The sequence below is a fragment of the Pseudomonas vlassakiae genome (genome assembly GCF_014269035.2).
GTDB classification, from domain to species: Bacteria; Pseudomonadota; Gammaproteobacteria; order Pseudomonadales; family Pseudomonadaceae; genus Aquipseudomonas; species Aquipseudomonas vlassakiae.
Window position 1 is genome coordinate 1 of sequence record NZ_JABWRP020000017.1, and the last position, 24633, is coordinate 24633.

Sequence of the window (24633 nt, forward strand, 5' to 3'; positions counted from 1 at the left end):
GCAGATGCTCTTACTGGCGAACACCTGCAAGCCCTCACACATCTCTCACGCCGTTACTTACAATTCCCCGCCTTGCGATACCCTGCCGCCTGCGCCTCGGCCTCACTACCAAACGCCACCTGGTTCTTCTGCGAAACCTGGCTGTACCCCGGGCAACCGCTGGCCAGGTGATACACATGGCTATTGCGGTTTCCCAGCACCGCACCGCCAGCCGCCGTGCTGGCCAGCGTCGGCTTTGCCGCTTCTTTTACCGCCGTTGCCGGCACCGCAGCCGCGCCCTGCGGCGTATAGCCCAGCGCCCACTTGCGCTCACCGGTCACGAACGGGTTGTTGTGCCCCATGATCGCGGCAATGCGCTGGTCACGCTGCTTCTCCCAGGCCGTCACCGGGTGCTGCTTGTCCCAGGCAATCAGCACCTGCTGCTGCTGGCGCGACATGCTCAGCTTGTAGCGATCGAACATGTAGAACGTGGTGCGTGCCACCAGCCCCTTCACCTCGTCGCGTGGCTCGGCGGTTTTCTGCTGGAAGTCGATCTTGGTGGTGCACTGGCCGTACTGCGGCGCAACGCCAGAGACCATGCCGTAGTTGAAGTTGCTGCGGTCTCCGTTCACTTCGCCCACGGACGGGTAGAGGTTGAACAGGTCGGCCTCCATGGCGCGGAAGGTCGGGTCGCTGTCGACGCACTGCTCGCGCCCGCCGTTCTGCCAGCACTGGCGCTGGTGGCCGAAGGTCCAGGCCGGGACGATGTGCTCCCACTCGGTACGTTCGGCGCGGGTCTGCAGCTTGCGGGTTTCATAACCACAGGATTTCAGGTCGACCCGGCCGCCAGACTTGCCCACCCAGGTCCACTTGCAGCCACAGTACAGCTCGCCCATGGCGCTGTTGCCCTGGTCCTGGTAGATCTTCTGTTTGGCGACCACCTTGGCTTCGGTGAAGGTGGCGGGTGGGGTGGCGAAGGCGGCGGGGATGGCAGCGACGGCGAGGGCGACGGCGCAAAGCAGTTTCTTCATGAAATACGTCTTAGGCTTACAAAAAGACGCGATTATACGGCTTGCGACATTTGATAGAAGAGATGAAAGGCTTGCACTTGAGCGCTGCGGCGCTATCGTTTGCGGGTCATGATCCAGTCGAGCGCGTTGTCATGCAAATTGCCCCGTCGCCTCTCAATGAGGCAGCCCGCCTGTGTTTCCTCGAGAGCCTGAACATTCTCGATACCCCGGCCGAGGAAACCTTCGACCGCATTACCCGGTTGGCCAGTGTACTGATCAATGTGCCCATGGCCCTGGTGTCGCTGATCGACATGAACCGCCAGTGGTTCAAGTCGCGCCAGGGCATCGATGTCGCCGAGACCACGCGCGATGTGGCGTTCTGTGCCCATGCCCTGCATGCCGAAGACATCCTGGTGATCCCGGATGCCAGCGCCGACCCGCGTTTCGAAAACAACCCGCTGGTGACCGGTGGGCCGTGCATCCGCTTCTATGCCGGTGTGCCGCTGCGCTTTGCCGGCGAGCTGACCGTGGGCACTCTGTGCGTGCTGGACTCGCGCCCCCGCCAGGTGTCGGATACCGAACTGGCGCACCTGCGCGACCTCGCGCGGATCGTCGAGCGCGAGATGTTGCACCGCAGCCTGGCCATCGACTCGGGTGGCGCGGTGCAGCAGGCGGAGCAGGGCGCCCTGGCGTCTTCCGAGGCGCGTTTTCAACGGGTGTTCGACAGTAGCCCGACGAGCAAGGCGCTGGTGGGCCTTGACGGGCGCATCCTCGAGCCCAACCGGGAATTCTGCCAGTTGCTGGGCAGGGCCAAGGAGTGGCTGGTGCTGACCCGGTTGGGCGAGCTGATCGATCCTCAAGACCTGGCCAAGCTGGACGAGCCCTGGCAGCAGATCGTTGCCGGCGAGCAGGATTCTCTGGTCATCGAGGTACGGCTGATGACCCCCGGCAATGCCGCACTGTGGAGCGAGCTGAGCGTGTCGGCGCTGCGCAACGAGCGTGGCGTTACCGAGCAATTGGTGGTGTTCGTGCGCGACATCAGCGAGCGCAGGCGCCGCCAGCAGCAACTGCAACGCTACCAGGCGACCCTGGAGCAACAGGTGGCGCAGCGCACCGAAGAGCTGGCCCGCAGCCAGGAAACCCTGCAAGCCATCGCCGACAATATCCCGGTGCTGATCGCGCATATCGGCCCCAACCTCGAGTACCGCTTCAACAACGCCGTGTACCGGCAGATTTTCGGCGTCGAGCCGACCCAGCTCAAAGGCCGCAAGGTGCAGGATGTGCTGCCGGCGGATGTGTATCAGCAGCTGTTGCCTTGCTTCCAGAAAGCGCTGGCCGGCGAGCGGGTGGAGGCTGACAACGTGCGTTACAGCCTCGACGACCCGCGGATCTGGCACGCGACGTACGTGCCCGATATCCGCAACGGCAAGGTCGAGGGCTTTTTCGTCATGTCGCTGGATGTGACCGAACGCAAGCGCAAGGAAAAGACTCTGCTCGATCAGGCCACGCTCGACCCGCTGACCGGGCTACCCAACCGCGCGGCATTGCATGAGGAGCTGGACTTCGCCTTGAAACAGCGGACGGCGTTTGCCTTGTTCTTCATCGACCTGGATGGCTTCAAGCAAGTCAACGACCAGCATGGCCACGAAGCGGGCGATGCCGTGCTGCAGACGGCTGCGGGGCGCATGCTGGCGGCCATGCGCGCTGATGACACGGTGGCCAGGCTGGCCGGTGACGAATTCGTGGTCATCGCCCAGGCCGTGACCAACCAGGCGTCAGCCCGTGATATCGCGGGTAAACTGTGTGATGTGCTGTCGGCACCGATCGCGGTGGAAGGGGCTGAGGTGGCCGTCGGCGCCAGCATTGGCGTGTACCTCAACCATTCCGGGCATGACCCGCAAACGGCCGAGGATGCCCTGGCGCTCGCCGACAAGGCCATGTACGAGGCCAAGCGCGGCGGGCGCAACCGCTTCAGTATGGTGCCCGACCGTTAGAAGCCCCAATGCTGCAGCGCCCATAGCCCGCCCATGCCCACCCCCAGGGTCAGCAGTGTGCTGCGCGTGCGCCAGGCGACCAGCCCGGCCACGATCGCGGCCGGTATCTGCGGGTTGCCCCAGTCGGTCCCGGGCTGGCCGGCCTTGAACACCACGGCCGGCAGCACCAGCGCAGCCAACACACTGGCCGGCACATACACCAGCGCGCGGCGTAACATCGGTGGAATGCGCAACGTACCGTAGAACTCGATGAACGACAGCCGTATCGCAAAGGTGCCCAGGCCGATCAGGGCGAAGGTGATCCATGGGTTGATGTCGGTCATGGCGCCTCCGTTGCCACGGCTGCGTCTTTGCGCAGCTGTTCGATGCACAACCCACTGAGCACACCGCCCAGCGAGGCGACCAGCAAGCCCAGGTTGTAGGGCAGGTCGTGAGCCAGTACGGCCAGCGCGCCGCCGACCACCGCTGCGCCCAGCATTGCCGGGTTTCGGATACCCGGCACCAGCAGTGCCAGGAATGACAGAGGAATGGCAAAGCCCAGTGACCAGGACTCCGGAATGCCGGTCCCCAGGTACACACCCGCCAGCACCGCCAGGTTCCAGCCGAGCCACATCGGCAAGGCGGTGCCCAGGTAGTACGGGAAAGCGAATCGGCCGAGGTCGCCAGCGCCGAACTTCAGGCTGCACAGGGCGAACGACTGGTCGGATAGCAGGTAGGACAGTGGCCAGGTCTTACGCCGTGGCAGGCTGCTCAGATGCGGGGCCAGGGCTGCGCTGTACATCAGGAAGCGCAAGTTGATCACCAGCGCGGTGGCCACCATGGTCAGCGGTAGCGCGCCGCTCTGCATCAGCTGCAGCACCACCATTTGCGCAGAGCCGGAATAGAACAGCAGGGTCATGCCCATCGCTTCGAACGGGGACATGCCCACGCCGATGGCAGTCACCCCGGTAATCAGACCGAACGGCAACATGCCGGTGGTCAGCGGTAGAACGGCGCGGACTCCGTCGTTGAAAGCGTGCATCCCGCTTTTGTAGTGCATGAGGGCTCCTTGAAGGTTCATCAGCCATGCCAGCGCGCAAGTGGAAATACAATGCCCGTACTATTCCAGTGGTCAGCCGCGCGGCCTATGCTTGGCTGTCTGAGAAGCACGTTGCCGTCTGCGGCAAACACAAGCACTGTCGGCAGCACCTTGTCCGGGGCGCAGTTGCTGGACATCAGGGAGAGCGTCCATGAATCAGGAAGCACAGCCGGCTCCGGCCGGTTTCAGTGAACAGCAGATCGCCACGCTGTTCAATTTGATCAGCGATGGGATCTGGGACTGGAATGCCAATACCGGTTACGTCTATCGCAACCCCGGCTGGTACGCGATGCTCGGTTACCCAAGCCATTCCAAGGCCAACACCGTGCTGACCTGGGAAAGCATCATCCATCCTGAAGACTATCCACGCGTGATGGCGCACTTCGAAGCCTACATCAACCAGCACAATGAGCACTATCTCATCGAGTACCGTTGCCGTTGCGGCGACGGCAGCTACCTGTGGGTGGAAGACCGTGGCCACATCATCGATCGCAATGAGGACGGCTCGGTGGCGCGCGTGCTCGGTGCGCACCGCAACATCGATGCGGGCAAGCGCCTGGTGGCGCAGCTGGAGCAGAGAAACCTCTCGCTGGAAGCCCAGGTGGCCGAGCGTACCCGCGAGCTGTCATGGGTCAACCAGCAGCTGCAGCGCCAGCTGGACGAGAACCGCATCCTGGCCGAGCGCGACGCGCTGACGCGGCTGGCCAACCGTTACCGGCTGGAGAAGACCTTGCAGGATGAGTGCGAGCGGGCCAGGCGCTTCCGCCAGCCGCTGTCGCTGATTGCCATGGACCTGGATGATTTCAAGCCGATCAATGATCGCCATGGCCACGCCCGAGGTGATGCGGCACTGATCCAGGTGGCGGACAACCTGCGTACCTGCGTGCGCGAGCCCGACCTGCTGGCGCGCTGGGGCGGCGACGAGTTCGTCATGGTGCTGCCACAGACCACCCTGGGCGAGGCACTGGAACTTGCGAGGCAGTTGCGCCGGGTGATGGAGCGACTCGAACCGGTGGCTGAATGCCGGCTGACCATGAGCTATGGCGTGGTGCAATGGCAGCAAGGCGAAGGCCAGGAAGCTCTGCTGGCTCGGGCTGACAAGGCGTTGTACCGGGCCAAGGAGGCGGGCAAGAACACGATTTCCGAATGAGCGGCAACTGATGAAGAAAGACCCGCGGCGCCAGGGGCGCAGCGGGTCAAATCGGCCTCGGCCGCTTCAGTGTCAGATATGCAGTGCGTGGCCCAGTGCGCGAAGTGCCGCTTCCTGCACCGCCTCGCCCAGCGTCGGGTGAGCATGGATGGTGCTGGCCACATCTTCCAGCCGTGCGCCCATCTCCAGCGACTGGGCAAACGCCGTGGACAGTTCCGAAACCGCCACGCCAACCGCCTGCCAGCCGACGATCAGGTGGTTGTCACGCCGCGCCACCACCCGCACGAAACCGCTTTTCGATTCCAGGCTCATGGCCCGGCCATTGGCGGCGAACGGGAACTGCGCGACGATGCAGTCCAAGCCTTGCTGGCTGGCTTGCTCCGGCGTCTTGCCCGCGACCACGACCTCCGGGTCGGTGAAGCACACCGCGGCAATCGCTGCGGGTTCGAAACGGCGGGTCTTGCCGGCAATGATTTCGGCAACCATCTCGCCTTGGGCCATGGCGCGGTGGGCGAGCATCGGCTCGCCGGCCACGTCACCGATGGCCCAGACGTTGCGCATGCTGGTCTGGCAGCGCTCGTCGATGGCGATGGCGGCGCCGTTCATTTTCAGGTCCAGGCATTCCAGGTTGAAGCCTTGGGTCCGTGGCCGGCGGCCGACGGCCACCAATACCCGGTCGGCCTCCAGGCGCAGTTGCCCGCCCTGGCCATCGCTGGCCAGCAGGCAGCCGTTTTCGTAGCCTTCGACGCTGTGGCCCAGGTGCAGGGCGATGCCCAGCTTCTTCAACGATTCGGCCACCGGCGCGGTCAGTTCGCTGTCATAGGTCGGCAGAATGCGCTCACGCGCTTCCACCACACTGACCTGCGCCCCCAGCTTGCGATAGGCGATGCCCAGCTCCAGGCCGATGTAACCGCCGCCCACCACCACCAGGTGCTTGGGCAGAGCCTTGGGCGCCAGGGCCTCGGTGGAGGAGATGATCGGCCCGCCGAGCGGCAGCATCGGCAGTTCGACGCTGTTCGAGCCGGTGGCCAGCAGCAGGTGCTCACACTGGATGCGCTGGCCGTCGACCTCGACCTGCTTGCCGTCGAGGATATTCGCCCAACCGTGAATCACCTTGACCCCATGCTTTTTCAGCAAGGCGGCCACGCCGGTGGTCAGGCGGTCGACGATGCCGTCCTTCCAGGCCACGCTCTGGCCGAGGTCCAGGCGTGGGCTATCGACGCTGATGCCCAGCGGCGACTGCCCGGCAAAGCGAGTGGTCTGGTGGAACTGCTCGGCCACATGGATCAGCGCCTTGGACGGGATGCAGCCAATGTTCAGGCAAGTGCCGCCCAGGGCCTGGCCTTCGACCAGTACGGTGGGGATGCCCAGTTGCCCGGCGCGGATGGCGGCGACGTAGCCGCCCGGGCCGCCGCCGATGATCAGCAGGGTGGTGTCGATTTTCTGTGACATGCTCACTCCGGCTCCTTACAGAAAAAGACAGGCAGGTTGTTCGAGCAGGCCACGCACGGCCTGGATGAACTGCGCGGCATCCATGCCATCGACCACCCTGTGGTCGAACGAGCTGGACAGGTTCATCATCTTGCGCACGACGATCTGGCCATCGATCACTACCGGCCGCTCGACGATGCGGTTGACGCCGACGATCGCCACTTCGGGAGTGTTGACCACCGGGGTGCTGACGATGCCGCCGAGTGCGCCGAGGCTGGTCAGGGTGATGGTCGAGCCACTCAGTTCTTCACGGCTGGCTTTGTTGCTCCGTGCGGCGTTGGCCAGGCGCGAAATTTCGCTGGCGTTGGCCCAAAGGCTGCCAGCCTCGGCATGGCGCAGCACCGGCACCATCAGGCCGTTGTCGCCCTGAGTGGCGATGCCCACATGCACAGCACCATGGCGGGTGATGACCTGGGCTTCGTCGTCATAGGTGGCGTTGATCTGCGGGAAATCGCGCAACGCCACGACCATGGCGCGGACCAGGAACGGCAGCAGGGTCAGCTTGCCACGGGTGTTGCCGTACTGGGCGTTGAGCTGCTGGCGCAAGGCCTCCACGGCGGTGACGTCGATCTCTTCCACGTAGCTGAAGTGCGCGACACGCCGCTTGGCGTCCTGCATGCGCTGGGCGATCTTGCGGCGCAGGCCGATCACCGGCACCTGCTCGCTGTCGGTGCGCTTGGCATAGCCCCCCGGCGCCTGGCCGGCAGGGTTGTGCGGCTTGCTCATGAAGGCGTCGAGGTCTTCGTGCAGGATGCGCCCGGCCGGGCCACTGCCATGCACGTAGCGCAGCTCGATGCCGGCATCCAGGGCGCGCTTGCGCACCGCTGGCGAGGCCAGCGGCTTGTCGCCCGGCTGACGCGGCACGATCGCTGCTTCGACGTGATGCTCGGGTGCCTGGAAGGCCACCGGCTGCGGCGCTGGCGCTGCTGGCTTGGGTACAGCAGGCGCAGCGGGCGCGCTGTGCGCTTCCACCGGCTTCGCCTGTGGCACATCGACATGGTTGCCGCTGCCTTCCACCTCGATGCGAATCAGCTCGCTGCCAACCGCCATCACCTCACCTGGCTGGCCGCCCAGGGCCAGCACCTTGCCGCTGACCGGCGAAGGGATTTCCACGGTGGCCTTGTCGGTCATGACATCGGCTACCACCTGGTCTTCGGCGATCACGTCGCCGACTTTGACGAACCATTCCACCAACTCGACCTGCGCGATGCCTTCGCCAATGTCCGGCATCTTGATGACGTGCGTGCCCATTCAGACCTCCATGACCCGTTTCAATGCCGCGCCTACCCGCGAAGGGCCTGGGAAGTAGGCCCATTCCTGTGCGTGGGGGTAGGGGGTGTCCCAGCCGGTGACGCGCTCGATCGGCGCTTCGAGGTGATGGAAGCAGTGCTCTTGCACCAGCGCCACCAGTTCGGCGCCGAAGCCGCAGGTGCGGGTCGCTTCATGCACGACCACGCAGCGGCCGGTCTTCTTAACCGACGCGACGATGGTCTCCAGGTCCAGCGGCCAGAGGCTGCGCAGGTCGATCACTTCGGCGTCGACGCCGGTCTCCTCGGCGGCTACCTGAGCCACGTAGACCGTGGTGCCATAGGTCAGCACGGTGACATCGTTGCCCGGGCGGGTGATCGCCGCCTTGTCCAGCGGCACGGTGTAGTAGCCGTCCGGCACGGCGCTATGCGGGTGCTTCGACCAGGGCGTGACAGGGCGGTCGTGGTGGCCGTCGAACGGGCCGTTGTACAGGCGCTTGGGCTCGAGGAAGATCACCGGGTCGTCGCATTCGATCGAGGCGATCAGCAGGCCCTTGGCGTCATACGGGTTGGACGGCATCACGGTGCGCAGGCCGCAGACCTGGGTGAACATCGCTTCCGGGCTCTGGCTGTGGGTCTGGCCGCCGTAGATGCCGCCGCCGCAGGGCATGCGCAGGGTCAGCGGGGCGATGAACTCGCCGGCCGAACGATAGCGCAGGCGGGCCATCTCCGAGACGATCTGGTCCGAGGCCGGGTAGAAGTAGTCGGCGAACTGGATTTCCACCACCGGGCGCAGGCCGTAGGCACCCATGCCGACGGCAGTGCCGACGATGCCGCTTTCCGAGATCGGGGCATCGAACACCCGCGATTTGCCGTACTTGCTCTGCAGGCCCTCGGTGCAACGGAACACGCCGCCGAAGTAACCGACGTCCTGGCCGTAGATCACCACATTGTCGTCGCGCTCGAGCATGACATCCATGGCTGAGCGCAGGGCCTGAATCATGGTCAGTGTGCTGGTGGCCATGGCGGTTTCCGGGTTGATGCTGTTGTTGTGATCGTTCATCTCAGACCCCCAGTTCCTGGCGCTGACGGCGCAGGTGGTCAGGCATTTCCTTGTACACGTCCTCGAACATCGAGGCGGCGCTCGGGATGTGGCCGTTGGCCAGGGTGCCGTACTGTTCCGCTTCCTTCTGCGCAGCGATGACCGCGGCTTCGAACTCGGCGGTAGTGGCCTGGTGTTCTTCCTCGGACCAGTGGCCGATCTTGATCAGGTGCTGCTTCAGGCGGGCGATCGGGTCGCCCAGCGGGAAGTGGCTCCAGTCATCGGCCGGGCGGTACTTGGACGGGTCGTCCGAGGTCGAGTGCGGGCCGGCGCGGTAGGTGACCCACTCGATCAAAGAGGGGCCGAGGCCGCGGCGGGCGCGTTCGGCGGCCCAGCGCGAGGCGGCATACACAGCGACGAAATCGTTGCCGTCGACCCGCAGCGACGCGATGCCGCAACCCACGCCACGGCCGGCGAAGGTGGTTTGCTCGCCGCCGGCGATGGCCTGGAAAGTGGAGATCGCCCACTGGTTGTTGACCACGTTGAGGATCACCGGGGCGCGGTAGACGTGGGCGAAGGTGAGGGCGGTGTGGAAGTCCGACTCGGCGGTGGCGCCGTCGCCGATCCAGGCCGAGGCGATCTTGGTATCGCCCTTGATCGCCGAAGCCATGGCCCAGCCGACCGCCTGGACGAACTGGGTCGCCAGGTTGCCGCTGATGGTGAAGAAACCGGCTTCGCGCACCGAATACATGATGGGCAACTGGCGGCCCTTGAGCGGGTCGCGCTCGTTGGACAGCAGTTGGCAGATCATCTCGACCAGCGACACGTCGCGGGCCATGAGGATGCTCTGCTGGCGATAGGTGGGGAAGCACATGTCGGTGCGGTTGAGCGCCAGCGCCTGGGCGCTGCCGATGGCTTCTTCGCCCAGGCTCTGCATGTAGAACGACATCTTCTTCTGGCGCTGGGCAACCACCATGCGGCTGTCGAAGATGCGCGTCTTGAGCATTGCGCGCATGCCCTGGCGGAGGATTTGCGGGTCGATGTCCTCGGCCCAGGGGCCTTGGGCGTTGCCTTGCTCGTCGAGCACGCGGACCAGGCTGTAGGACAGGTCGGCAGTGTCGGCAGCGTCGACATCGATCGGCGGTTTACGGACTTGCCCTGCGTCGTTCAGGCGCAGGTAGGAGAAATCGGTCTGGCAGCCTGGCCGGCCGGTGGGCTCGGGCACATGCAAACGCAGGGGGGCGTACTCGTTCATGCTTTTTACGCTCGCTCGGATGTTGTTTTTGTGAGCTCTGAAGCGGCCGCCGCTGAGTACCGGCTTGTGACTGGCAGGTCAGCGTCATCTACATCTTAGTGGCAGGGCAGGAGAATTTTTCTCTCAAGTTGATTGCCTTTGCCTGGCGGTGGAGATAAACATTCCGGATAAACACAAAAATCCGGTGAATTTGTCTCATGCGCAAGCTCGATCGTACCGATATCGGCATTCTCAACAGCCTCCAGGACAATGCCCGCATCACCAACGCGGAACTGGCGCGCTCGGTGAACCTGTCGCCGACGCCCTGTTTCAACCGGGTCAAGGCCATGGAGGAGCTGGGCGTGATCCGCCAGCAGGTGACCTTGTTGTCCCCGGAAGTGCTGGGGCTGGATGTGAATGTGTTCATCCATGTCAGCCTGGAGAAGCAGGTCGAGCAGGCGTTGCACCGCTTTGAAGAAGAAATCGCCGAACGGCCCGAGGTGATGGAGTGCTACCTGATGACCGGGGACCCGGACTATCTGCTGCGCGTGCTGTTGCCGAGCATCCAGGCGCTGGAGCGGTTTCTCGATTACCTGACGCGGTTGCCGGGGGTGGCCAATATCCGCTCCAGCTTTGCCCTCAAGCAGGTGCGCTACAAGACGGCGTTGCCGTTGCCCTCCAATGGCATGACCTTGCGGGAGTAGTGTTCACCAGTGCCGGCCTCTTCGCGGGCGAGCCCGCGAAGAGGCCGGCACAGTCATACCGAGGGTGCTTGATATTTTAAACACCCTCAGCCTATGTTGTTGTCAGCCTATAACAACAAGGACAAGCGTCATGACCACCGCCGCCCACCGCTCGCTGGCCGAGCACCTCCAGGGCATCGACCAGATCGAATGCGTCACCCCCGACCTCAACGGCGTTCCCCGCGGCAAGGTGATGACCGCCGAGGGCTTCCTCGAAGGCCGCCGCCTGCAAATGGCCCGGGGGGTGCTGCTGCAATGCATCATGGGCGGCTACCCGCCGGCGCGTTTCTATGGCAGTGATGACGGCGACCTGGCGCTGGTGGCGGAGCCCTCGCAGATTCACCGGCTGCCCTGGAGCGAAGAAGGGCTGGCGCTGGCCATCTGTGACGCCAATGAGCTGGATGGCCGGCCCTCGGCGCTGTCCACCCGTGGTCAACTCAAGGCGGTGATCGCCCGTTACGCCGCCTTGGGCCTGGCACCGGTGGTGGCGACCGAACTGGAGTTCTTCGTTTTCGCCCCCAACACCGACCCGCAGCAACCCTTCCTGCCACCGGTTGGCAAGGATGGCCGCCGCGAGCTTGGCCATTCGGCATTCAGCGTCAGCTCCAACAATGGCCTGCGTGCGTTTTTCCAGGAGGTCTACCAGTGCATGGCGGCCTTGGGCCTGCCGCGTGACACCTTCATGCATGAAATGGGCGTGAGCCAGTTCGAGATCAATTTATTGCACGGCGACCCCTTGCTGCTGGCCGACCAGACTTTCCTGTTCAAGCACCTGCTCAAGGAGGTGGCGCTCAAGCACGGTCTGAGCGTGGTGTGCATGGCCAAGCCATTGGCGCACACCCCGGGCAGCTCCATGCACATTCACCAGAGCGTCGTGGAAATCGCCAGTGGGCGTAATGTGTTCAGCGACGAGCAAGGCCAGCCGACCGATGCCTTCTATCACTTCATCGGCGGTCAGCAGGCGTGCATGGCCGACTTCACCGCGCTGTTCGCGCCCAACGTCAACTCCTACCAGCGTCTGTGCCACCCCTACGCTTCGCCGAACAATGCCTGCTGGTCCGAAGACAACCGCGCGGCCGGCCTGCGCATTCCGGCCAGTGCCCCGGTGGCGCGGCGGGTCGAGAACCGCCTGCCGGGTGCCGACGCCAACCCCTACCTGGCCATTGCGGCCAGCCTGGCCGCCGGCCTGCACGGTATCGAGCAGCGCCTGCAGCCTGCCCCGGCGATCCAGGGCGAGTTCGAGGTGCCGCAAGCCCTGAGCCTGCCGTGCACCCTGCATGCGGCGCTCGAACGTCTCAAGCGCAGCGCCCTGGCGCGGGAACTGTTCGGCAGCGAGTTCATCGAAGGCTACATTGCCAGCAAGACCCTGGAACTGACCGACTTCTTCAACGAGATCACCCCCTGGGAGCGGCGCGTGCTGGCAGCACAGGCCTGATCGCGACACAATCGGCACTGGACGCGCCCCTGTCCGCTTATTTGGCGGGCAGGGGACTGCGCCGTGGCCATTTTGCTTTTATGCTTGCCAGCAAGCCAACGCCACCTGACCACGGAGCTCGACGGGACGTATGCGAAACATCTGGAAGCCCTTTCAGTCGTTGTATTTCGCCGCCTTGATGATGTTGATCGGCTCGGGCCTGCTCAGTACCTACCTGGCGCTGCGCCTGGCGGCCGATCATGTCGATAGCCTGTGGGTCGGTGCCTTGATGGCTGCCAACTACTTCGGCCTGGCCGTGGGCGGCAAGGTCGGCCACCGGCTGATCGGCCGGGTAGGGCACATCAGGGCCTATGCCACGTGCGCTGGCATCGTCTGCGCGGCGGTGCTGGGGCATGGCATGACCAGCTGGTTGCCGGTGTGGGTCGGGCTGCGGATGATCGTTGGCCTGGGGATGATGTGCCAGTACATGGTGATCGAGAGCTGGCTCAATGAGCAGGCCGAGGCCAAGCACCGAGGGGCGGTGTTCAGTGGCTACATGATTGCCTCCTACCTTGGCCTGGTGCTTGGCCAGCTGATCCTGGTGGTGCACCCGCAACTGGGCCCGGAACTGCTGATGCTGGTGGCCATGTGCTTCGCCCTGTGCCTGGTGCCGGTGGCGATGACCCGGCGCATCCACCCGGCGCCCCTGCGTCCGGCACCGATGGAGCCCAAGTTCTTCATCAAGCGGGTACCACAGTCGCTCAGTACGGTGCTGGGGTCAGGCCTGATCGTCGGTTCGTTCTATGGCCTGGCGCCGCTGTACGCCTCCAGCCAGGGCTTGTCGACCGAGCAGATCGGTCTGTTCATGGGGTGCTGCATCTTTGCCGGGCTGCTGGTGCAGTGGCCCTTGGGCTGGTTGTCCGACCGCTACGACCGGGCGGTGTTGATCCGCAGCGTTGCGATAGGCCTGGCGCTGGCTTCGGTGCCGCTGGCGTTGCTGCCAAGCGTGCCGCTGGAGGTGCTGTTCAGCATTGGCTTCGTGATTTCATTGTTGCAGTTCTGCCTGTACCCGCTGGCCGTGGCGTTTTCCAATGACCATGTGGAGAGCGAGCGGCGGGTGTCGCTGACGGCCATGCTGCTGGTCACCTATGGCGTCGGTGCCTGTATCGGGCCGCTGGCGGCGGGGGTGCTGATGAAGGTGCTGGGGGCGCAGATGCTCTATGCGTTCTTTGCGTTCTTCGCGTTGGTACTGGTGTGGCGCATCCGGCCGAAGGCGGTGACCGGGCTGCACCAGGTGCAGGATGCGCCGTTGGGGCACGTGGCGATGCCGGCGGCGGGTTCGCCATTGTCGGCAGCGCTTGACCCGCGGGTGGATGAGCAGACGGTGCAGGACGTGATGCAGGCGCCGGTGGCGGCTGAGGATACCGAGGATGAGCAGAAGGCTGAGCCGGTGGTAGAGGCTCGGCCTGAGGATGAGGTCAGCAAGTCGGTTTGAGCGTTGTACTGACCTGTTCCGGCCTCTTCGCGGGTAAACCCGCTCCCACAGGGACCGCACCGTTTTTTGGAAACTTGTATGCAACCTGTAGGAGCGAAGAGGCCGGTCCTGCAAACCTCAAACAAAAACGCCACCCGGTAGGTGGCGTTTTGCATTCAAGGGCCGATCAGTAGTCGTCCTTGTCGAACCGCCGCGCCTCACGTTGCAGCTGGTAGACAAAACTCTCGACCTTGCGCTGTGCCTGGCCATTGAGGTTGTGGAAACGCACACCGGCGAAGGTCGTGTTGATCCGCTCTTCATAGTGCAGATGGCGCAGCTCGACCATGGTGTCTACCAGGCCCAGCGGGTTGCTGGCCTTGAAACGCTCGTACACCTGGCCCAGTTGCAGGCGGTCCTCGACATTGCCCTCGAAGCGCAATTTGCAGCCGGTGGCAGAGATGTCCAGCAGCTTGCCGCGCAAGGCGCCGTTACCCTTGAGGTAGCTGCCGTCGAGAATGATGTCGACCAGTTGCGACAGCTTCAGCGCGGCGCGGAAGGCATTGCGACGCTGGTGGTAGGTCATCTCTTCGGGCATCGCGCCACGGTAGCAGCGGTGGCCGTCGACTTCGCTGATCTTCAGTTCATGATTGCACTCCCACGCGATGCGCACACCGTCATGGAAGCCTTCGACGCGGAACGGTTCGCCGTTCTCGATGAATTTTTCGCCGTCGCGCGGGATCATTTCGTCCAGCGCCAGGACATTGCTGTCACGGTCCACATGCACCACATAGCTCTGGAACCGCTGGCTGCGCTCGTGGAAGGTGATGATCAACGGATCATGGCTTTCTTGTAGCTGGCGCAGGTTGGCCGCGATCTCCAAGGGCGTGTTCAGCACCTTCGGCGGTTGCGGGGCATCGGTTTCATTGAACACGGGTTTTCAATCTCCAGGCAAAAACGACACACGCAAGTAACGGCATTTTGCCAGTATGTTCCGTGCCTTGATAGAAGTAATCACACTTGGCTGAGCGCCCGGGGCTTGGCAAGTGGAGAAGTGGCGCCACGGCTGTCGTAGAGCGACGGTGCTTCGCCACCCTGAAGGATTCTGATCTGGTTGGCCGTGACGTGTTGTTGCACCTGGATGATCCGGCCATTGGTCTCGTTGACCTTCTGGCAGGCATCCATCAGCTGGGTCAGCACATCGAGCTGCTGCATGATCAGCTCGCCGTTGTCCGATTGTGCCGCCAATGCCTGCACGCCGGCACGGTTGGCGCTCAGGCCAAGGCTGGCAAGCAGGTTGTTGCGGCGCATGCCTTGCTGCTCGAGCAGGACGATCAGCGACTGCTTGCGGGCGAGGATGCCCTCCAGCGGCGCCATGTCGCGACCGTGCAAGGCCACTGACTCCTGCTGGAGCAGGTCGAGCAGTTCCTGGGTCGGAGCGATGTCGTCTTCGATCAGTTGCAGCAAAGTGATGTCGTGCATGGCTAACTCTTGGCTTTACATAGCGTCCGTGAAGTCAGCGCGCCGAACGGTCAGCGCTGGGCTTCGAAATCGAGCAGTTTGCTGGCGACGCGGCCGGCATCGACCTGGTAGCTGCCGTCGGCGATCGCCTGCTTCAACTGGGCCACCCGGGCACTGTTGACGACGGGCTGGTCGCGCAGCTTGTCGCTCACCTTTTGCAACTGCTGGGCCTCTTGGCTGAGGTGTACCGCTTCTCCGCTGGCGCTGGCGCTTTTTGGCGCTTCTTGGGTTTCGCCGGTTTTCTCGGCGTTGCCGGACGTGGTGTTGCCACGAACGCCGCCCGTAATGGACGGAGAATTATTCAAACGACTGAAGTCGATGACCATGATCAGAAACCTCTGGGTATTTGGACGCTTGCCTTGTTTTCGGCCAACCCGAAAGAAACTTTAGGCGTAAATGCATAGCCGCCTGTCAGCAAGCTCGCGAACCCGTGTTCTGACACAGTTTAGGAAAAGCGGTTCCTCACCGCCAGCGCAATCTACATGGCGACCTCGACCTGCCCGGGGCCGGTGACACGGGCTTTTACCACGCGCTGCGAATTGAGGTTGCGCACGCGGATCTGTTCGCCCTGGCCGCCCTTGGCCAAGGCTTCGCCAGGCATGCGCACGCTCAAGGTGCCGCTGCGCGCGGTGATCACCACATGATCGCCTTTACGCACCACTTCGGCTTGCTCCAGGTGCTGCGGCGTGAGGACCTGGTCGAGTACGGTCGGGCGCAGCATCTTCATGCCGACCGCCTGGTCGAGGTCGGTGAGAAAGCCCTGGGGCAGCGTGCCGACGTCACGCTCGCGCAGGGCCACGTCAGCTTCGCCAACGACGTTGTCGCGCTTGAGCGGGCGGGTCACCACCACCACATCGCGGAACAGCTTCACGGTTGCCGGCACGAAGATGGTCCACGGCGCGCTGCCGTCACAGCGGACCCGCACGGTGACCCGGCCCAGCGGTTGCGCCGGGCTCTCCAGCGAGGCGTCCAGCTGCTGGCTGCACAGTGGCATGCGCAGACGCGGATCGAGCGGGTTGACCTGGATTTCGTAGCGCCCGGGCGTCTGGGTGGTGGCCAGGTAATCCTCGACACTGAATTCAAGAAACCCTTGGGTGACACCGATAAGCTGTTCAGGCAAGGTAACCGCATCCGCCAGCGTGCGAACGCCGGGTGCCAGCAGGCACAGCGCGGCGAGCGTGCCGCTCAGCAGGCGCGTCAGTCGTCGGAAATTTGTCGTTTTCGTGTACATGGCGCTCAAAAAAGCAAAGCCCGTGCCGACTTGGTGGTCATGTAGCACCAAAAAGGCAGAACGCATAAGGAGTCAGGCATGGCGGGGGTAATGGATTCAGTCAACCAGCGCACGCAGCTGGTTGGGCAGAATCGCCTGGAATTGCTGCTGTTCCGTCTCAACGGGGCGCAGCTATACGGCATCAACGTGTTCAAGGTTCGCGAAGTGCTGCAGTGTCCGGAGCTGACCGTGCTGCCCAAGTCGCACCCGGTGGTGCGAGGCGTGGCCAACATTCGCGGGGCGACCATCCCGATCCTCGACCTGTCGATGGCGACCGGCCTGCCGGGGTTGCAGGAAGACACGCGCAACAGCTTCGTGATCATCACCGAGTACAACACCAAGACCCAAGGCTTCCTGGTGCACTCGGTCGAGCGCATCGTCAACATGAACTGGGAAGAGATCCATCCGCCACCCAAGGGCACGGGCCGCGACCACTACCTGACCGCCGTCACCCGGGTCGACAACCGCATGGTCGAGATCATCGATGTGGAGAAGGTGCTGGCCGAAGTGGCGCCATCGTCCGAGTCGGTGTCTGCCGGCGTGGTCGACGCCGAGGTGCAGGACAAGGCCACGCTGCTGCGGGTGCTGACCGTCGACGATTCGTCGGTGGCGCGCAAGCAGGTCAGCCGCTGCCTGCAGACGGTGGGGGTGGACGTGGTGGCGCTCAACGATGGCCGACAGGCGCTCGACTACCTGCGCAAGCTGGTGGAGGAGGGCAAAAAGCCGGAAGAAGAGTTCCTGATGATGATCTCCGACATTGAAATGCCGGAAATGGATGGCTATACGCTTACCGCAGAGATCCGCAGCGATCCGCGCATGCAAAAATTGCACATCTGCCTGCATACTTCGCTGTCCGGGGTATTCAACCAGGCGATGGTCAAGAAGGTCGGGGCGGATGATTTCCTGGCCAAGTTCAAGCCGGACGACCTGGCCCAGCGCGTGGTCGACCGGATCAAGGCAGCGAATTGAAGCAGCCGGGGCATGTTTCCGGCACCAGTGATTTAAAAGAGGCGGCAGTAGTGTCTACGGGTAATTTGGAGTTCGAACAGTTCAGGGTCTTCCTGGAAAAAGCCTGTGGCATCCTGCTGGGCGAGAATAAGCAGTACCTGGTTTCCAGCCGTCTCAACAAGTTGATGGAGCAGCAGGGCATCAAGAGCCTGGGCGAGCTGGTGCAGCGGATCCAGACCCAGCCGCGGGGTGGCCTGCGCGAACAGGTAGTGGATGCGATGACCACCAACGAAACCCTGTGGTTTCGCGATACCTACCCGTTCGAAGTGCTGAAGAACAAGGTCATTCCCGAGTTCATCAGGAACAACCCCGGGCAGCGCCTGCGCATGTGGTCGGCGGCTTGCTCGTCGGGGCAGGAGCCGTACTCGATCTCGATGGCCATCGATGAGTTCGAGCGCAGCAACCTGGGTCAGTTGAAGATGGGGGCCCAGATCGTTGCCACCGACCTGTCCGGCTCGATGCTGACCAACTGCAAGACCGGTGAGTACGACAGCCTGGCCATCGCCCGTGGCCTGTCCCAGGAGCGTCTGCAGCGTTACTTCGACGCCAAGGGGCCGGGGCGCTGGGCAGTCAAGCCGGCAATCCGTAGCCGCGTCGAGTTCCGCTCGTTCAACCTGCTCGACAGCTATGCGAGCCTGGGCAAGTTCGACATCGTGTTCTGTCGCAATGTGCTGATCTACTTCTCGGCGCAGGTGAAGAAGGACATCCTGATGCGTATCCACAGCACCCTGAAGCCCGGGGGCTACCTGTTCCTCGGCGCTTCGGAAGCGCTGAACGGGTTGCCGGACCATTACCAGATGGTCCAGTGCAGCCCGGGGATCATCTACCAGGCCAAGTGAATGGGTGGGTCGAGCGCCGCTCGCGCGGCGCATCGCGGATGAATCCGCTCCCACAAACCATGCGCCGAGGCAGGCGACCGTGGCGTAACAGGTTCGGCACGTTGCAACAAACTGTAGGAGCGGATTTATCCGCGAAGCGCCGTGCGGGCGGCGCTCGATTTGTGCCTCACCCTAAAACTCAAGGCAGTCTCCCGCGCTGACGTCAATTTTTTGTTTTGCCGCTTTTGCCGCCCGGCAATTGCCGCTTTCGCTTCGCCAGGCGGAAGCACTTTGCCGCTTTTCTGGCATCACGCCATCAGCTAGCAGCGTCGTAGCCCAGCATTTCCGGGCTTTCGGAATTCTGGCACAGCCCTTGCTATACCTTGCTCAACGAAATTCCGGCCAACCTTCGAAGGTTCCCCGACATGAGCATCAGTTTCGACAAGGCGCTTGGCATTCACGAAAAGGCACTGGGCTTCCGCGCCCAGCGTGCCGAAGTGCTGGCCAACAACATCGCCAACGCCGACACGCCCAACTACAAGGCGCGTGACATGGACTTCTCGTCGGTGCTCGCCGCCGAGAGCCAGAAGCAGCAAAGCGGCCGCTTCGCCATGGACCGCACCAACAGCCGCCACATCGAGGCCGAAGGCCTGGCAATGGCCGACGACACCTTGCAATACCGCGTGCCGACCCAGCCATCGATCGACCAGAACACCGTGGACGCCCAGATCGAGCAATCGAACTACACGGAGAACGCCATCGGTTTCCAGGCCAGCTTCACCTTGCTCAACAGTAAATTCAAAGGGCTGGTTTCGGCCCTGCGCGGAGAGTAATTCATGTCCCTTTCCAGTGTTTTCAACATTGCCGGCAGTGGCATGAGCGCGCAGAACACCCGCCTCAACACCGTCGCCTCGAACATCGCCAACGCCGAAACCGTGTCGTCGAGCATCGATCAGACCTACCGTGCGCGCCACCCGGTGTTCGCCACCACCTTCCAGAACGCGCAAAGCGGCGTCAGCCAGTCGCTGTTCGAGGACCAGGGCGAAGCAGGGCAGGGTGTGCAGGTCAAGGGTATCGTCGAAGACCAGAGCAACCTGGAAGCGCGCTACGAGCCGAATCATCCGGCGGCGAACAAGGACGGCTACGTCTATTACCCGAACGTCAACGTGGTCGAGGAGATGGCTGACATGATCTCCGCCAGCCGTGCGTTCCAGACCAACGCCGAGCTGATGAACACCGCCAAGAACATGATGCAGAAAGTACTGACCCTGGGTCAGTGATAAGGAATCCAGACCATGGCAGTCGATAGCACCAGCGGTGTGAACCTCAACGACGTCATCGCGGCGTCCGGTGTCAGCTCCAGCACCAAGAAAACCACCGCGACCAATTCTGCGACCAGCTCCGCGACCGGTGGGCAGGCCCTCGGCAAGGATGCGTTCCTGCAGTTGCTGGTCACCCAGATGCAGCACCAGAACCCGCTGGATCCGCAGGACAACAGCGAATTCGTCGCCCAGTTGGCGCAGTTCAGCAGCCTCGAAGGCATCACCTCGCTGAACCAGTCGGTCAGTGCGATCACCGGCGCCATGGCGTCGTCCCAAGCGCTGCAGGCGTCCTCGCTGGTCGGCCGCTCGGTGATCGTGCAGAACGACAAGGCGATCGTCGATACCGCCGACAGCTTCAACGCACAGTTCGTGGTGCCGCAGGCCATCAGCGAGGCCAAGATCACCATCACCGACAAGGATGGCAACACGGTCAAGACCATCGAACTGGGCGAGCAGAAAGCCGGTTACAGCGACTTCATCTGGGACGGTACCAACAACAAGGGTGAGAAGGTCGACCCGGGTACCTATACCTTCGCAGCCACCACCACGGTGGACGGCAAGGCGGTGCAGATGAACACCCTGCTGCCGGCCAAGGTCACCAGCGTCAGCTTCAACACCACCGGCGAGATGGTGCTGAACCTGGCGGGCGTGGGCAAGGTATCCCTGTCCGACGTACAAACCATCGGTATCTAAGGCCGACAGAACGGCAAAAAGGAGCAACAGCATGTCTTTCAATATCGGCCTTAGCGGTCTGTACGCAGCCAACAAGCAGCTGGACGTTACCGGCAACAACATTGCCAACGTCAACACCACCGGCTTCAAATCCTCGCGCGCCGAGTTCGCCGATGTCTACGCCGGCGCCAACCGCCTGGGCGTGGGCAAGAACCAGGTCGGCAACGGTGTGCGCCTGGCGGCGATTTCCCAGCAGTTCAGCCAGGGTGACGTCAACAACACCGGCAACGTGCTGGACATGGGTATCCAGGGTCAGGGCTTCTTCGTGCTGTCGGACAACGGTGCGCGCGTATACACCCGTGCCGGTGCCTTCCAGAACAGCAAGGACAACTACGTGGTAACCTCTGACGGCTTGCGCCTGCAAGGCTATGCCGCTGACGAGAACGGCAACATCAAGCGCGGCGCGCTGACTGACCTGAAGATCGATACTTCGGCACTCGCGCCCAAGGCCACCACACTCATCGACCAGGGCATCAACCTCAACTCCGAGGCGACCATCATCCCGCTGCCGAGTGCCACGCCAGCCGGCCCGACGTTCGACCCTGCGGATGACACCACCTACACCAAGTCCTTCCCGACCAAGGTGTATGACAGCCAGGGCAACGAGCACACCATGGAGCAGTTCTACCGCAAGACCGGTACGAACCAGTGGACCATGTACACCCTGATCGATGGTCGCAACCCGATGGATCCGACTTCCACCGCACCGCTGGAAGCGTCCATGACCTTCAACTCCGACGGTAGCGTGGCGTCCATGGCCACCGACCCGGCGAGCATCCCGGTGGGTGCCCCGGCGGGTGCGCAGTGGGATGTGACCAACAACACCTTCACCCTCAAGGGCTGGATTCCGGCCGCCAAGGATGCCTCGGGCAACTGGGCCTCCAATGGCTCGGCGGAAAACACCGCTGGCATGCGCCTGTCGATGAACAGTACGACCTCCTACAACACCGAGACCGCGCGCATGTCGCAGTCCCAGGATGGTTATGCCACCGGCATCCTGTCGAGCCTGTCGATCGACTCCACCGGGGTGATGTTCGCCAGTTTCAGCAACCAGCAGTCCCGCGCGATCGGTCAGGTGGCCCTGGCCAGCTTTGCCAACGAGCAAGGGCTGCAGCAGATCGGCGGCACGCGCTGGACCGAGACCTACTCCTCGGGGATTCCGGGTATCGACTCGCCGAAGACCGGCACCTTGGGCAGCGTCGAGTCCAACTCGCTGGAGGCCTCGAACGTCAACCTGACCCAGGAGCTGGTCGAGCTGATCAAGGCGCAGAGCAACTACCAGGCGAACGCCAAGACCATCTCCACCGAAAGCACCATCATGCAGACCATCATCCAGATGACTTGATGGTCGCTGGCTGAGCGTGTGTGGACTGACCCCTTTCCTGGAAAGGGGTCAGTCGTATTTGCAGGAGGGATGATGAAAAGGCTGGTTGTCACATTGGTCGCCGCTTTCTGTCTGTACCAGGCCCACGCCGGCACCGCGCCCTGGTGGCGCTGGGAGAGTCAGGCGGATGGCCGGCTGGTGTGCTCGCAATGGTCGCCGGGCGATGGCTGGAAGAAATTCGCCGGCCCATTCAGCAATGGCGGTTGCCGCGAGCCCTGAATCTTGCCGCCAGCGGCAATCCGGCGCCGGATATCCGGCGTCCACCCTTTGGCAAAACCCCGAAAAAGCCCGTAATCACGGGCTTTTTCATCAATTCAGAAAGTTGGTTCGGAACTTGCTTTAGAGCCTGCACAGCAACGGCGAGCGGCAAACGATCGTCAGTGCAGCGGAGGATGACTGTGGACAAGATGCTTTACGTGGCCATGACCGGCGCCAGCCAGAACGCGCTGGCGCAAAAGGCCCACGCCAACAACCTGGCGAACGTTTCCACCAATGGTTTCCAGCGCGACCTGGAGCAGGCGCGCTCGATGCCGGTGTTTGGTGACAGCTTTCCGTCGCGGGCGTTTGCCATGACTGAGCGCCCGGCTACCGACTTCAGCGAAGGGCCGATGGTCGAGACCGGGCGTGACCTGGACGTGGCCGTGTCCGGGCAGGGCTTCATTGCCGTACAGGCGCCCGATGGCAGCGAAGCCTACGTGCGCACCGGCAGCCTGAACATCGACGCCCTCGGCGTGCTGCGTGCCGGCAACGGCATGCCGGTGATCGGCAACGGTGGCCCGATCGCCATTCCGCCAGAGCAGAAGGTTGAAGTGGGTGCCGACGGCACCATCAGCATCCGCTCGATGGGTGAAGACCCACGGGTGATGGCCGAGGTCGACCGCATCAAGCTGGTCAACCCGGACATCAAGAGCATGACCAAAGGCCTGGACGGGCTGATCCACACCCAGAACGGCCAACCGGCTGCTGCCGACGTCAATGTGCGGGTGGTGTCGGGCTTCCTCGAAGGCAGCAACGTCAATGCCGTTGAAGAAATGACCTCGGTGCTGGCGCTGTCCCGCCAGTTCGAGCTGCACGTGAAAATGATGAACGCGGCCAAGGAAGGCGATGAAGCCATGGCGCGTGTTTTGCAAATCGGTTAACCAACTATGAACGGGTGCCGTAAAACAGGCGCACGAGGAGAATACTGATGCTTCCGGCTCTTTGGGTCGCTAAAACCGGCCTGTCCGCCCAGGACACCAACCTGACTGTCATTTCCAACAACCTGGCCAACGTCTCGACCACCGGCTTCAAGCGTGATCGTGCCGAGTTCGCCGACCTGCTGTACCAGATCAAGCGTCAGCCAGGCGCGCAGTCGACCCAGGACAGCGAGCTGCCGTCGGGCCTGCAGGTCGGTACCGGTGTGCGCATCGTCGGCACCCAGAAAAACTTCCAGACCGGCAGCCTGCAGACCACCGAGAACCCGCTGGACATGGCGGTCAACGGCCGTGGCTTCTTCCAGGTGCTGCAGCCGGACGGTACCGTCTCGTACACCCGTGACGGTACCTTCCACCTGAACTCCGATGGCCAGATCGTCACCGCCCAAGGCTTTGCCCTGGAGCCGGCGATCGTCGTGCCGAACGATGCCCAGACCTTCACCGTCGGCCAGGACGGCACCGTGTCGATCACCACCGCCGGCAACCCGGCTGCACAGGTGATCGGCAACCTGCAGACCGCCGACTTCATCAACCCGGCGGGCCTGCAGGCGATCGGAGACAACCTGTTCCTGGAAACCGCTGCCAGCGGCGCGCCACAGGTCGGCACTCCAGGCCTGAACGGCTTCGGCACCACCCTGCAGCAGACCCTGGAAAACTCCAACGTCAGCACCGTGGAAGAGCTGGTGAACATGATTACCACCCAGCGTGCCTACGAGATGAACTCCAAGGTCATCTCGACCGCCGACCAGATGCTGTCGTTCGTGACTCAGCAGCTCTAAAAGCCCAAGTTCAGGTTCTACTCCCGTTACACCGTGAGGTAAGTGTCATGAAGCGTCTGTTGTCTGTATTCGCCCTGGGGGGGGCGGTTGTGCTGGCTGGTTGCGTCGCGCCGACGCCCAAGCCGAACGACCCGTATTACGCGCCGGTTCTGCCGCGTACCCCGCTGCCGGCTGCAGCCAACAACGGTTCGATCTACCAGGCCGGTTTCGAGCAGGGCCTGTACACCGACCGCAAGGCGTTCCGCGTGGGTGACATCATCACCATCACCCTCAACGAACGCACCTCGGCGAGCAAGAACGCGGGTTCGCAGATCCAGAAGAACAGCAAGGCCGACATTGGCCTGACCTCGCTGTTCGGCTCCAACCCGAACACCAACAACCCGTTCGGCAGCGGCGATCTGTCGCTGGAAGCCGGCTACAGCGGTGACCGCACCACCAAGGGCGACAGCAAGGCCACCCAGGGCAACACCCTGACCGGCTCGATCACCGTCACCGTGGCCGAGGTGCTGCCCAACGGCATCATTGCCGTGCGCGGTGAAAAGTGGATGACCCTCAACACCGGTGAAGAGCTGGTGCGTATCGCCGGCCTGATCCGTGCCGACGATATCGCCACCGACAACACCGTGCCGTCGACTCGCGTGGCCGATGCGCGCATCACCTATTCGGGCACCGGTTCGTTCGCCGATGCCAGTCAGCCCGGCTGGCTGGACCGCTTCTTCATGAGCCCGCTTTGGCCCTTCTGAGTACGGATGA

The 24633-nt window shown here is 63.2% G+C and carries 26 protein-coding genes; 15 read left to right on the forward strand and 11 right to left on the reverse strand.

Going from position 1 to position 24633, the window contains the following annotated elements; genetic code table 11:
* Positions 1-53: 53 nt before the first annotated feature.
* The gene (locus HU738_RS20120; RefSeq protein ID WP_186604981.1) at positions 54-1010 is read right to left on the reverse strand and encodes an endonuclease; all 957 of its coding nucleotides are present in this window, start codon (positions 1008-1010) and stop codon (positions 54-56) included.
* 131 nt (positions 1011-1141) lie between these two features.
* Between HU738_RS20120 and HU738_RS20125 the strand changes: the two genes are divergently transcribed.
* Positions 1142-2983, forward strand: coding sequence for a bifunctional diguanylate cyclase/phosphodiesterase (locus HU738_RS20125; protein ID WP_186604990.1), 1842 nt, complete (start codon positions 1142-1144; stop codon positions 2981-2983).
* Here HU738_RS20125 and HU738_RS20130 read toward each other — a convergent pair.
* Both HU738_RS20130 and HU738_RS20135 read right to left on the reverse strand, forming a co-directional pair.
* Entirely contained in the window at positions 2980-3306 is a 327-nt protein-coding gene (locus HU738_RS20130) for an AzlD domain-containing protein (protein ID WP_186604992.1), read from the reverse strand. The two genes, HU738_RS20125 and HU738_RS20130, sit on opposite strands and share 4 nt — an antisense overlap.
* On the reverse strand, positions 3303-4022 hold the full coding sequence (locus HU738_RS20135; RefSeq protein ID WP_176508746.1) for an AzlC family ABC transporter permease: 720 nt from the start codon (positions 4020-4022) through the stop codon (positions 3303-3305). Before HU738_RS20135 ends, HU738_RS20130 begins: the two co-directional genes overlap by 4 nt.
* Positions 4023-4212: 190 nt before the next feature.
* Here HU738_RS20135 and HU738_RS20140 point away from each other — a divergent pair, with 190 nt between their 5' ends.
* Positions 4213-5211 carry a sensor domain-containing diguanylate cyclase gene (locus HU738_RS20140; protein WP_186604994.1) on the forward strand — a complete coding sequence of 333 codons (999 nt, stop codon included), beginning with the start codon at positions 4213-4215 and terminating at the stop codon, positions 5209-5211.
* A 72-nt stretch (positions 5212-5283) separates the two neighbouring features.
* Here HU738_RS20140 and lpdA read toward each other — a convergent pair whose 3' ends face one another.
* From lpdA to HU738_RS20160, 4 genes are read right to left on the reverse strand one after another with little or no spacing between them, the layout of a single operon-like run.
* On the reverse strand, positions 5284-6663 hold the full coding sequence (gene lpdA / locus HU738_RS20145) for a dihydrolipoyl dehydrogenase (protein WP_186604996.1): 1380 nt from the start codon (positions 6661-6663) through the stop codon (positions 5284-5286).
* Positions 6664-6678: 15 nt separating this feature from the next.
* Positions 6679-7953 (reverse strand): dihydrolipoamide acetyltransferase family protein, encoded by a 1275-nt coding sequence (locus tag HU738_RS20150; RefSeq protein ID WP_186604998.1) that lies wholly within the window; start codon positions 7951-7953, stop codon positions 6679-6681.
* Positions 7954-9012, reverse strand: a complete 1059-nt coding sequence (locus HU738_RS20155; RefSeq protein ID WP_186605000.1) for an alpha-ketoacid dehydrogenase subunit beta — start codon at positions 9010-9012, stop codon at positions 7954-7956.
* A 1-nt stretch (position 9013) separates the two neighbouring features.
* Complete coding sequence (locus HU738_RS20160; protein WP_054886333.1) at positions 9014-10246, reverse strand: 3-methyl-2-oxobutanoate dehydrogenase (2-methylpropanoyl-transferring) subunit alpha; 1233 nt, start codon at positions 10244-10246, stop codon at positions 9014-9016.
* A gap of 197 nt (positions 10247-10443) precedes the next feature.
* Here HU738_RS20160 and bkdR point away from each other — a divergent pair, with 197 nt between their 5' ends.
* The 3 genes from bkdR to HU738_RS20175 all read left to right on the forward strand — a co-directional run bounded on the left by bkdR (position 10444) and on the right by HU738_RS20175 (position 13877).
* Entirely contained in the window at positions 10444-10929 is a 486-nt protein-coding gene (gene bkdR, locus HU738_RS20165; RefSeq protein ID WP_012315571.1) for a Bkd operon transcriptional regulator BkdR, read from the forward strand.
* A gap of 232 nt (positions 10930-11161) precedes the next feature.
* On the forward strand, positions 11162-12403 hold the full coding sequence (locus HU738_RS20170; RefSeq protein ID WP_176508775.1) for a glutamine synthetase family protein: 1242 nt from the start codon (positions 11162-11164) through the stop codon (positions 12401-12403).
* 130 nt (positions 12404-12533) lie between these two features.
* On the forward strand, positions 12534-13877 hold the full coding sequence (locus tag HU738_RS20175; RefSeq protein ID WP_176508751.1) for an MFS transporter: 1344 nt from the start codon (positions 12534-12536) through the stop codon (positions 13875-13877).
* Positions 13878-14043: 166 nt separating this feature from the next.
* Here the strand turns inward: HU738_RS20175 and HU738_RS20180 are convergent, their stop codons facing one another.
* The 4 genes from HU738_RS20180 to flgA form a co-directional block, all read right to left on the reverse strand.
* Positions 14044-14787, reverse strand: coding sequence for a flagellar brake protein (locus HU738_RS20180; RefSeq protein ID WP_186603242.1), 744 nt, complete (start codon positions 14785-14787; stop codon positions 14044-14046).
* Between the two features lie 80 nt (positions 14788-14867).
* Complete coding sequence (locus HU738_RS20185) at positions 14868-15335, reverse strand: flagella synthesis protein FlgN (protein ID WP_176508753.1); 468 nt, start codon at positions 15333-15335, stop codon at positions 14868-14870.
* Positions 15336-15385: 50 nt separating this feature from the next.
* Positions 15386-15700 carry a flagellar biosynthesis anti-sigma factor FlgM gene (gene flgM, locus HU738_RS20190; protein ID WP_176508754.1) on the reverse strand — a complete coding sequence of 105 codons (315 nt, stop codon included), beginning with the start codon at positions 15698-15700 and terminating at the stop codon, positions 15386-15388.
* A 152-nt stretch (positions 15701-15852) separates the two neighbouring features.
* Complete coding sequence (gene flgA, locus HU738_RS20195) at positions 15853-16605, reverse strand: flagellar basal body P-ring formation chaperone FlgA (RefSeq protein ID WP_186603243.1); 753 nt, start codon at positions 16603-16605, stop codon at positions 15853-15855.
* Positions 16606-16683: 78 nt separating this feature from the next.
* Here flgA and HU738_RS20200 point away from each other — a divergent pair, with 78 nt between their 5' ends.
* From HU738_RS20200 to flgH, 10 genes are all read left to right on the forward strand, one after another.
* Positions 16684-17613 carry a chemotaxis protein CheV gene (locus HU738_RS20200; RefSeq protein ID WP_054886326.1) on the forward strand — a complete coding sequence of 310 codons (930 nt, stop codon included), beginning with the start codon at positions 16684-16686 and terminating at the stop codon, positions 17611-17613.
* Between the two features lie 50 nt (positions 17614-17663).
* On the forward strand, positions 17664-18491 hold the full coding sequence (gene cheR, locus HU738_RS20205; protein WP_054886325.1) for a protein-glutamate O-methyltransferase CheR: 828 nt from the start codon (positions 17664-17666) through the stop codon (positions 18489-18491).
* Positions 18492-18895: 404 nt separating this feature from the next.
* On the forward strand, positions 18896-19303 hold the full coding sequence (gene flgB / locus HU738_RS20210; RefSeq protein ID WP_054886324.1) for a flagellar basal body rod protein FlgB: 408 nt from the start codon (positions 18896-18898) through the stop codon (positions 19301-19303).
* 3 nt (positions 19304-19306) lie between these two features.
* Positions 19307-19750, forward strand: a complete 444-nt coding sequence (flgC, locus tag HU738_RS20215) for a flagellar basal body rod protein FlgC (RefSeq protein ID WP_027921143.1) — start codon at positions 19307-19309, stop codon at positions 19748-19750.
* 15 nt (positions 19751-19765) lie between these two features.
* Positions 19766-20485 carry a flagellar hook assembly protein FlgD gene (gene flgD / locus HU738_RS20220; RefSeq protein WP_176508755.1) on the forward strand — a complete coding sequence of 240 codons (720 nt, stop codon included), beginning with the start codon at positions 19766-19768 and terminating at the stop codon, positions 20483-20485.
* Positions 20486-20516: 31 nt separating this feature from the next.
* On the forward strand, positions 20517-21869 hold the full coding sequence (gene flgE / locus HU738_RS20225; RefSeq protein WP_176508756.1) for a flagellar hook protein FlgE: 1353 nt from the start codon (positions 20517-20519) through the stop codon (positions 21867-21869).
* 72 nt (positions 21870-21941) lie between these two features.
* On the forward strand, positions 21942-22127 hold the full coding sequence (locus HU738_RS20230; protein ID WP_186603244.1) for a hypothetical protein: 186 nt from the start codon (positions 21942-21944) through the stop codon (positions 22125-22127).
* A gap of 179 nt (positions 22128-22306) precedes the next feature.
* Positions 22307-23047: a flagellar basal-body rod protein FlgF gene (gene flgF, locus HU738_RS20235; RefSeq protein WP_085677753.1), complete on the forward strand. Its 741-nt coding sequence runs from the start codon at positions 22307-22309 to the stop codon at positions 23045-23047.
* A gap of 47 nt (positions 23048-23094) precedes the next feature.
* Positions 23095-23880 carry a flagellar basal-body rod protein FlgG gene (flgG, locus tag HU738_RS20240; RefSeq protein WP_027921148.1) on the forward strand — a complete coding sequence of 262 codons (786 nt, stop codon included), beginning with the start codon at positions 23095-23097 and terminating at the stop codon, positions 23878-23880.
* Positions 23881-23927: 47 nt separating this feature from the next.
* Positions 23928-24623 (forward strand): flagellar basal body L-ring protein FlgH, encoded by a 696-nt coding sequence (gene flgH / locus HU738_RS20245; RefSeq protein ID WP_027921149.1) that lies wholly within the window; start codon positions 23928-23930, stop codon positions 24621-24623.
* Positions 24624-24633: the final 10 nt, after the last annotated feature.

Coding starts and splice junctions, on each gene's coding strand:
- HU738_RS20200 (WP_054886326.1), top strand. CDS start 16,684: ATGGCGGGGGTAATGGATTCAGTCAACCAGCGCACGCAGCTGGTTGGG.
- HU738_RS20125 (WP_186604990.1), top strand. CDS start 1,142: ATGCAAATTGCCCCGTCGCCTCTCAATGAGGCAGCCCGCCTGTGTTTC.
- flgE (WP_176508756.1), top strand. CDS start 20,517: ATGTCTTTCAATATCGGCCTTAGCGGTCTGTACGCAGCCAACAAGCAG.
- lpdA (WP_186604996.1), bottom strand. CDS start 6,663: ATGTCACAGAAAATCGACACCACCCTGCTGATCATCGGCGGCGGCCCG.
- HU738_RS20230 (WP_186603244.1), top strand. CDS start 21,942: ATGAAAAGGCTGGTTGTCACATTGGTCGCCGCTTTCTGTCTGTACCAG.
- bkdR (WP_012315571.1), top strand. CDS start 10,444: ATGCGCAAGCTCGATCGTACCGATATCGGCATTCTCAACAGCCTCCAG.
- HU738_RS20120 (WP_186604981.1), bottom strand. CDS start 1,010: ATGAAGAAACTGCTTTGCGCCGTCGCCCTCGCCGTCGCTGCCATCCCC.
- flgG (WP_027921148.1), top strand. CDS start 23,095: ATGCTTCCGGCTCTTTGGGTCGCTAAAACCGGCCTGTCCGCCCAGGAC.
- HU738_RS20160 (WP_054886333.1), bottom strand. CDS start 10,246: ATGAACGAGTACGCCCCCCTGCGTTTGCATGTGCCCGAGCCCACCGGC.
- flgC (WP_027921143.1), top strand. CDS start 19,307: ATGTCCCTTTCCAGTGTTTTCAACATTGCCGGCAGTGGCATGAGCGCG.
- HU738_RS20170 (WP_176508775.1), top strand. CDS start 11,162: ATGACCGCCGAGGGCTTCCTCGAAGGCCGCCGCCTGCAAATGGCCCGG.
- HU738_RS20175 (WP_176508751.1), top strand. CDS start 12,534: ATGCGAAACATCTGGAAGCCCTTTCAGTCGTTGTATTTCGCCGCCTTG.
- HU738_RS20150 (WP_186604998.1), bottom strand. CDS start 7,953: ATGGGCACGCACGTCATCAAGATGCCGGACATTGGCGAAGGCATCGCG.
- HU738_RS20130 (WP_186604992.1), bottom strand. CDS start 3,306: ATGACCGACATCAACCCATGGATCACCTTCGCCCTGATCGGCCTGGGC.
- flgD (WP_176508755.1), top strand. CDS start 19,766: ATGGCAGTCGATAGCACCAGCGGTGTGAACCTCAACGACGTCATCGCG.
- flgB (WP_054886324.1), top strand. CDS start 18,896: ATGAGCATCAGTTTCGACAAGGCGCTTGGCATTCACGAAAAGGCACTG.
- HU738_RS20135 (WP_176508746.1), bottom strand. CDS start 4,022: ATGCACTACAAAAGCGGGATGCACGCTTTCAACGACGGAGTCCGCGCC.
- flgM (WP_176508754.1), bottom strand. CDS start 15,700: ATGGTCATCGACTTCAGTCGTTTGAATAATTCTCCGTCCATTACGGGC.
- HU738_RS20140 (WP_186604994.1), top strand. CDS start 4,213: ATGAATCAGGAAGCACAGCCGGCTCCGGCCGGTTTCAGTGAACAGCAG.
- flgH (WP_027921149.1), top strand. CDS start 23,928: ATGAAGCGTCTGTTGTCTGTATTCGCCCTGGGGGGGGCGGTTGTGCTG.
- flgA (WP_186603243.1), bottom strand. CDS start 16,605: ATGTACACGAAAACGACAAATTTCCGACGACTGACGCGCCTGCTGAGC.
- HU738_RS20155 (WP_186605000.1), bottom strand. CDS start 9,012: ATGAACGATCACAACAACAGCATCAACCCGGAAACCGCCATGGCCACC.
- HU738_RS20185 (WP_176508753.1), bottom strand. CDS start 15,335: ATGCACGACATCACTTTGCTGCAACTGATCGAAGACGACATCGCTCCG.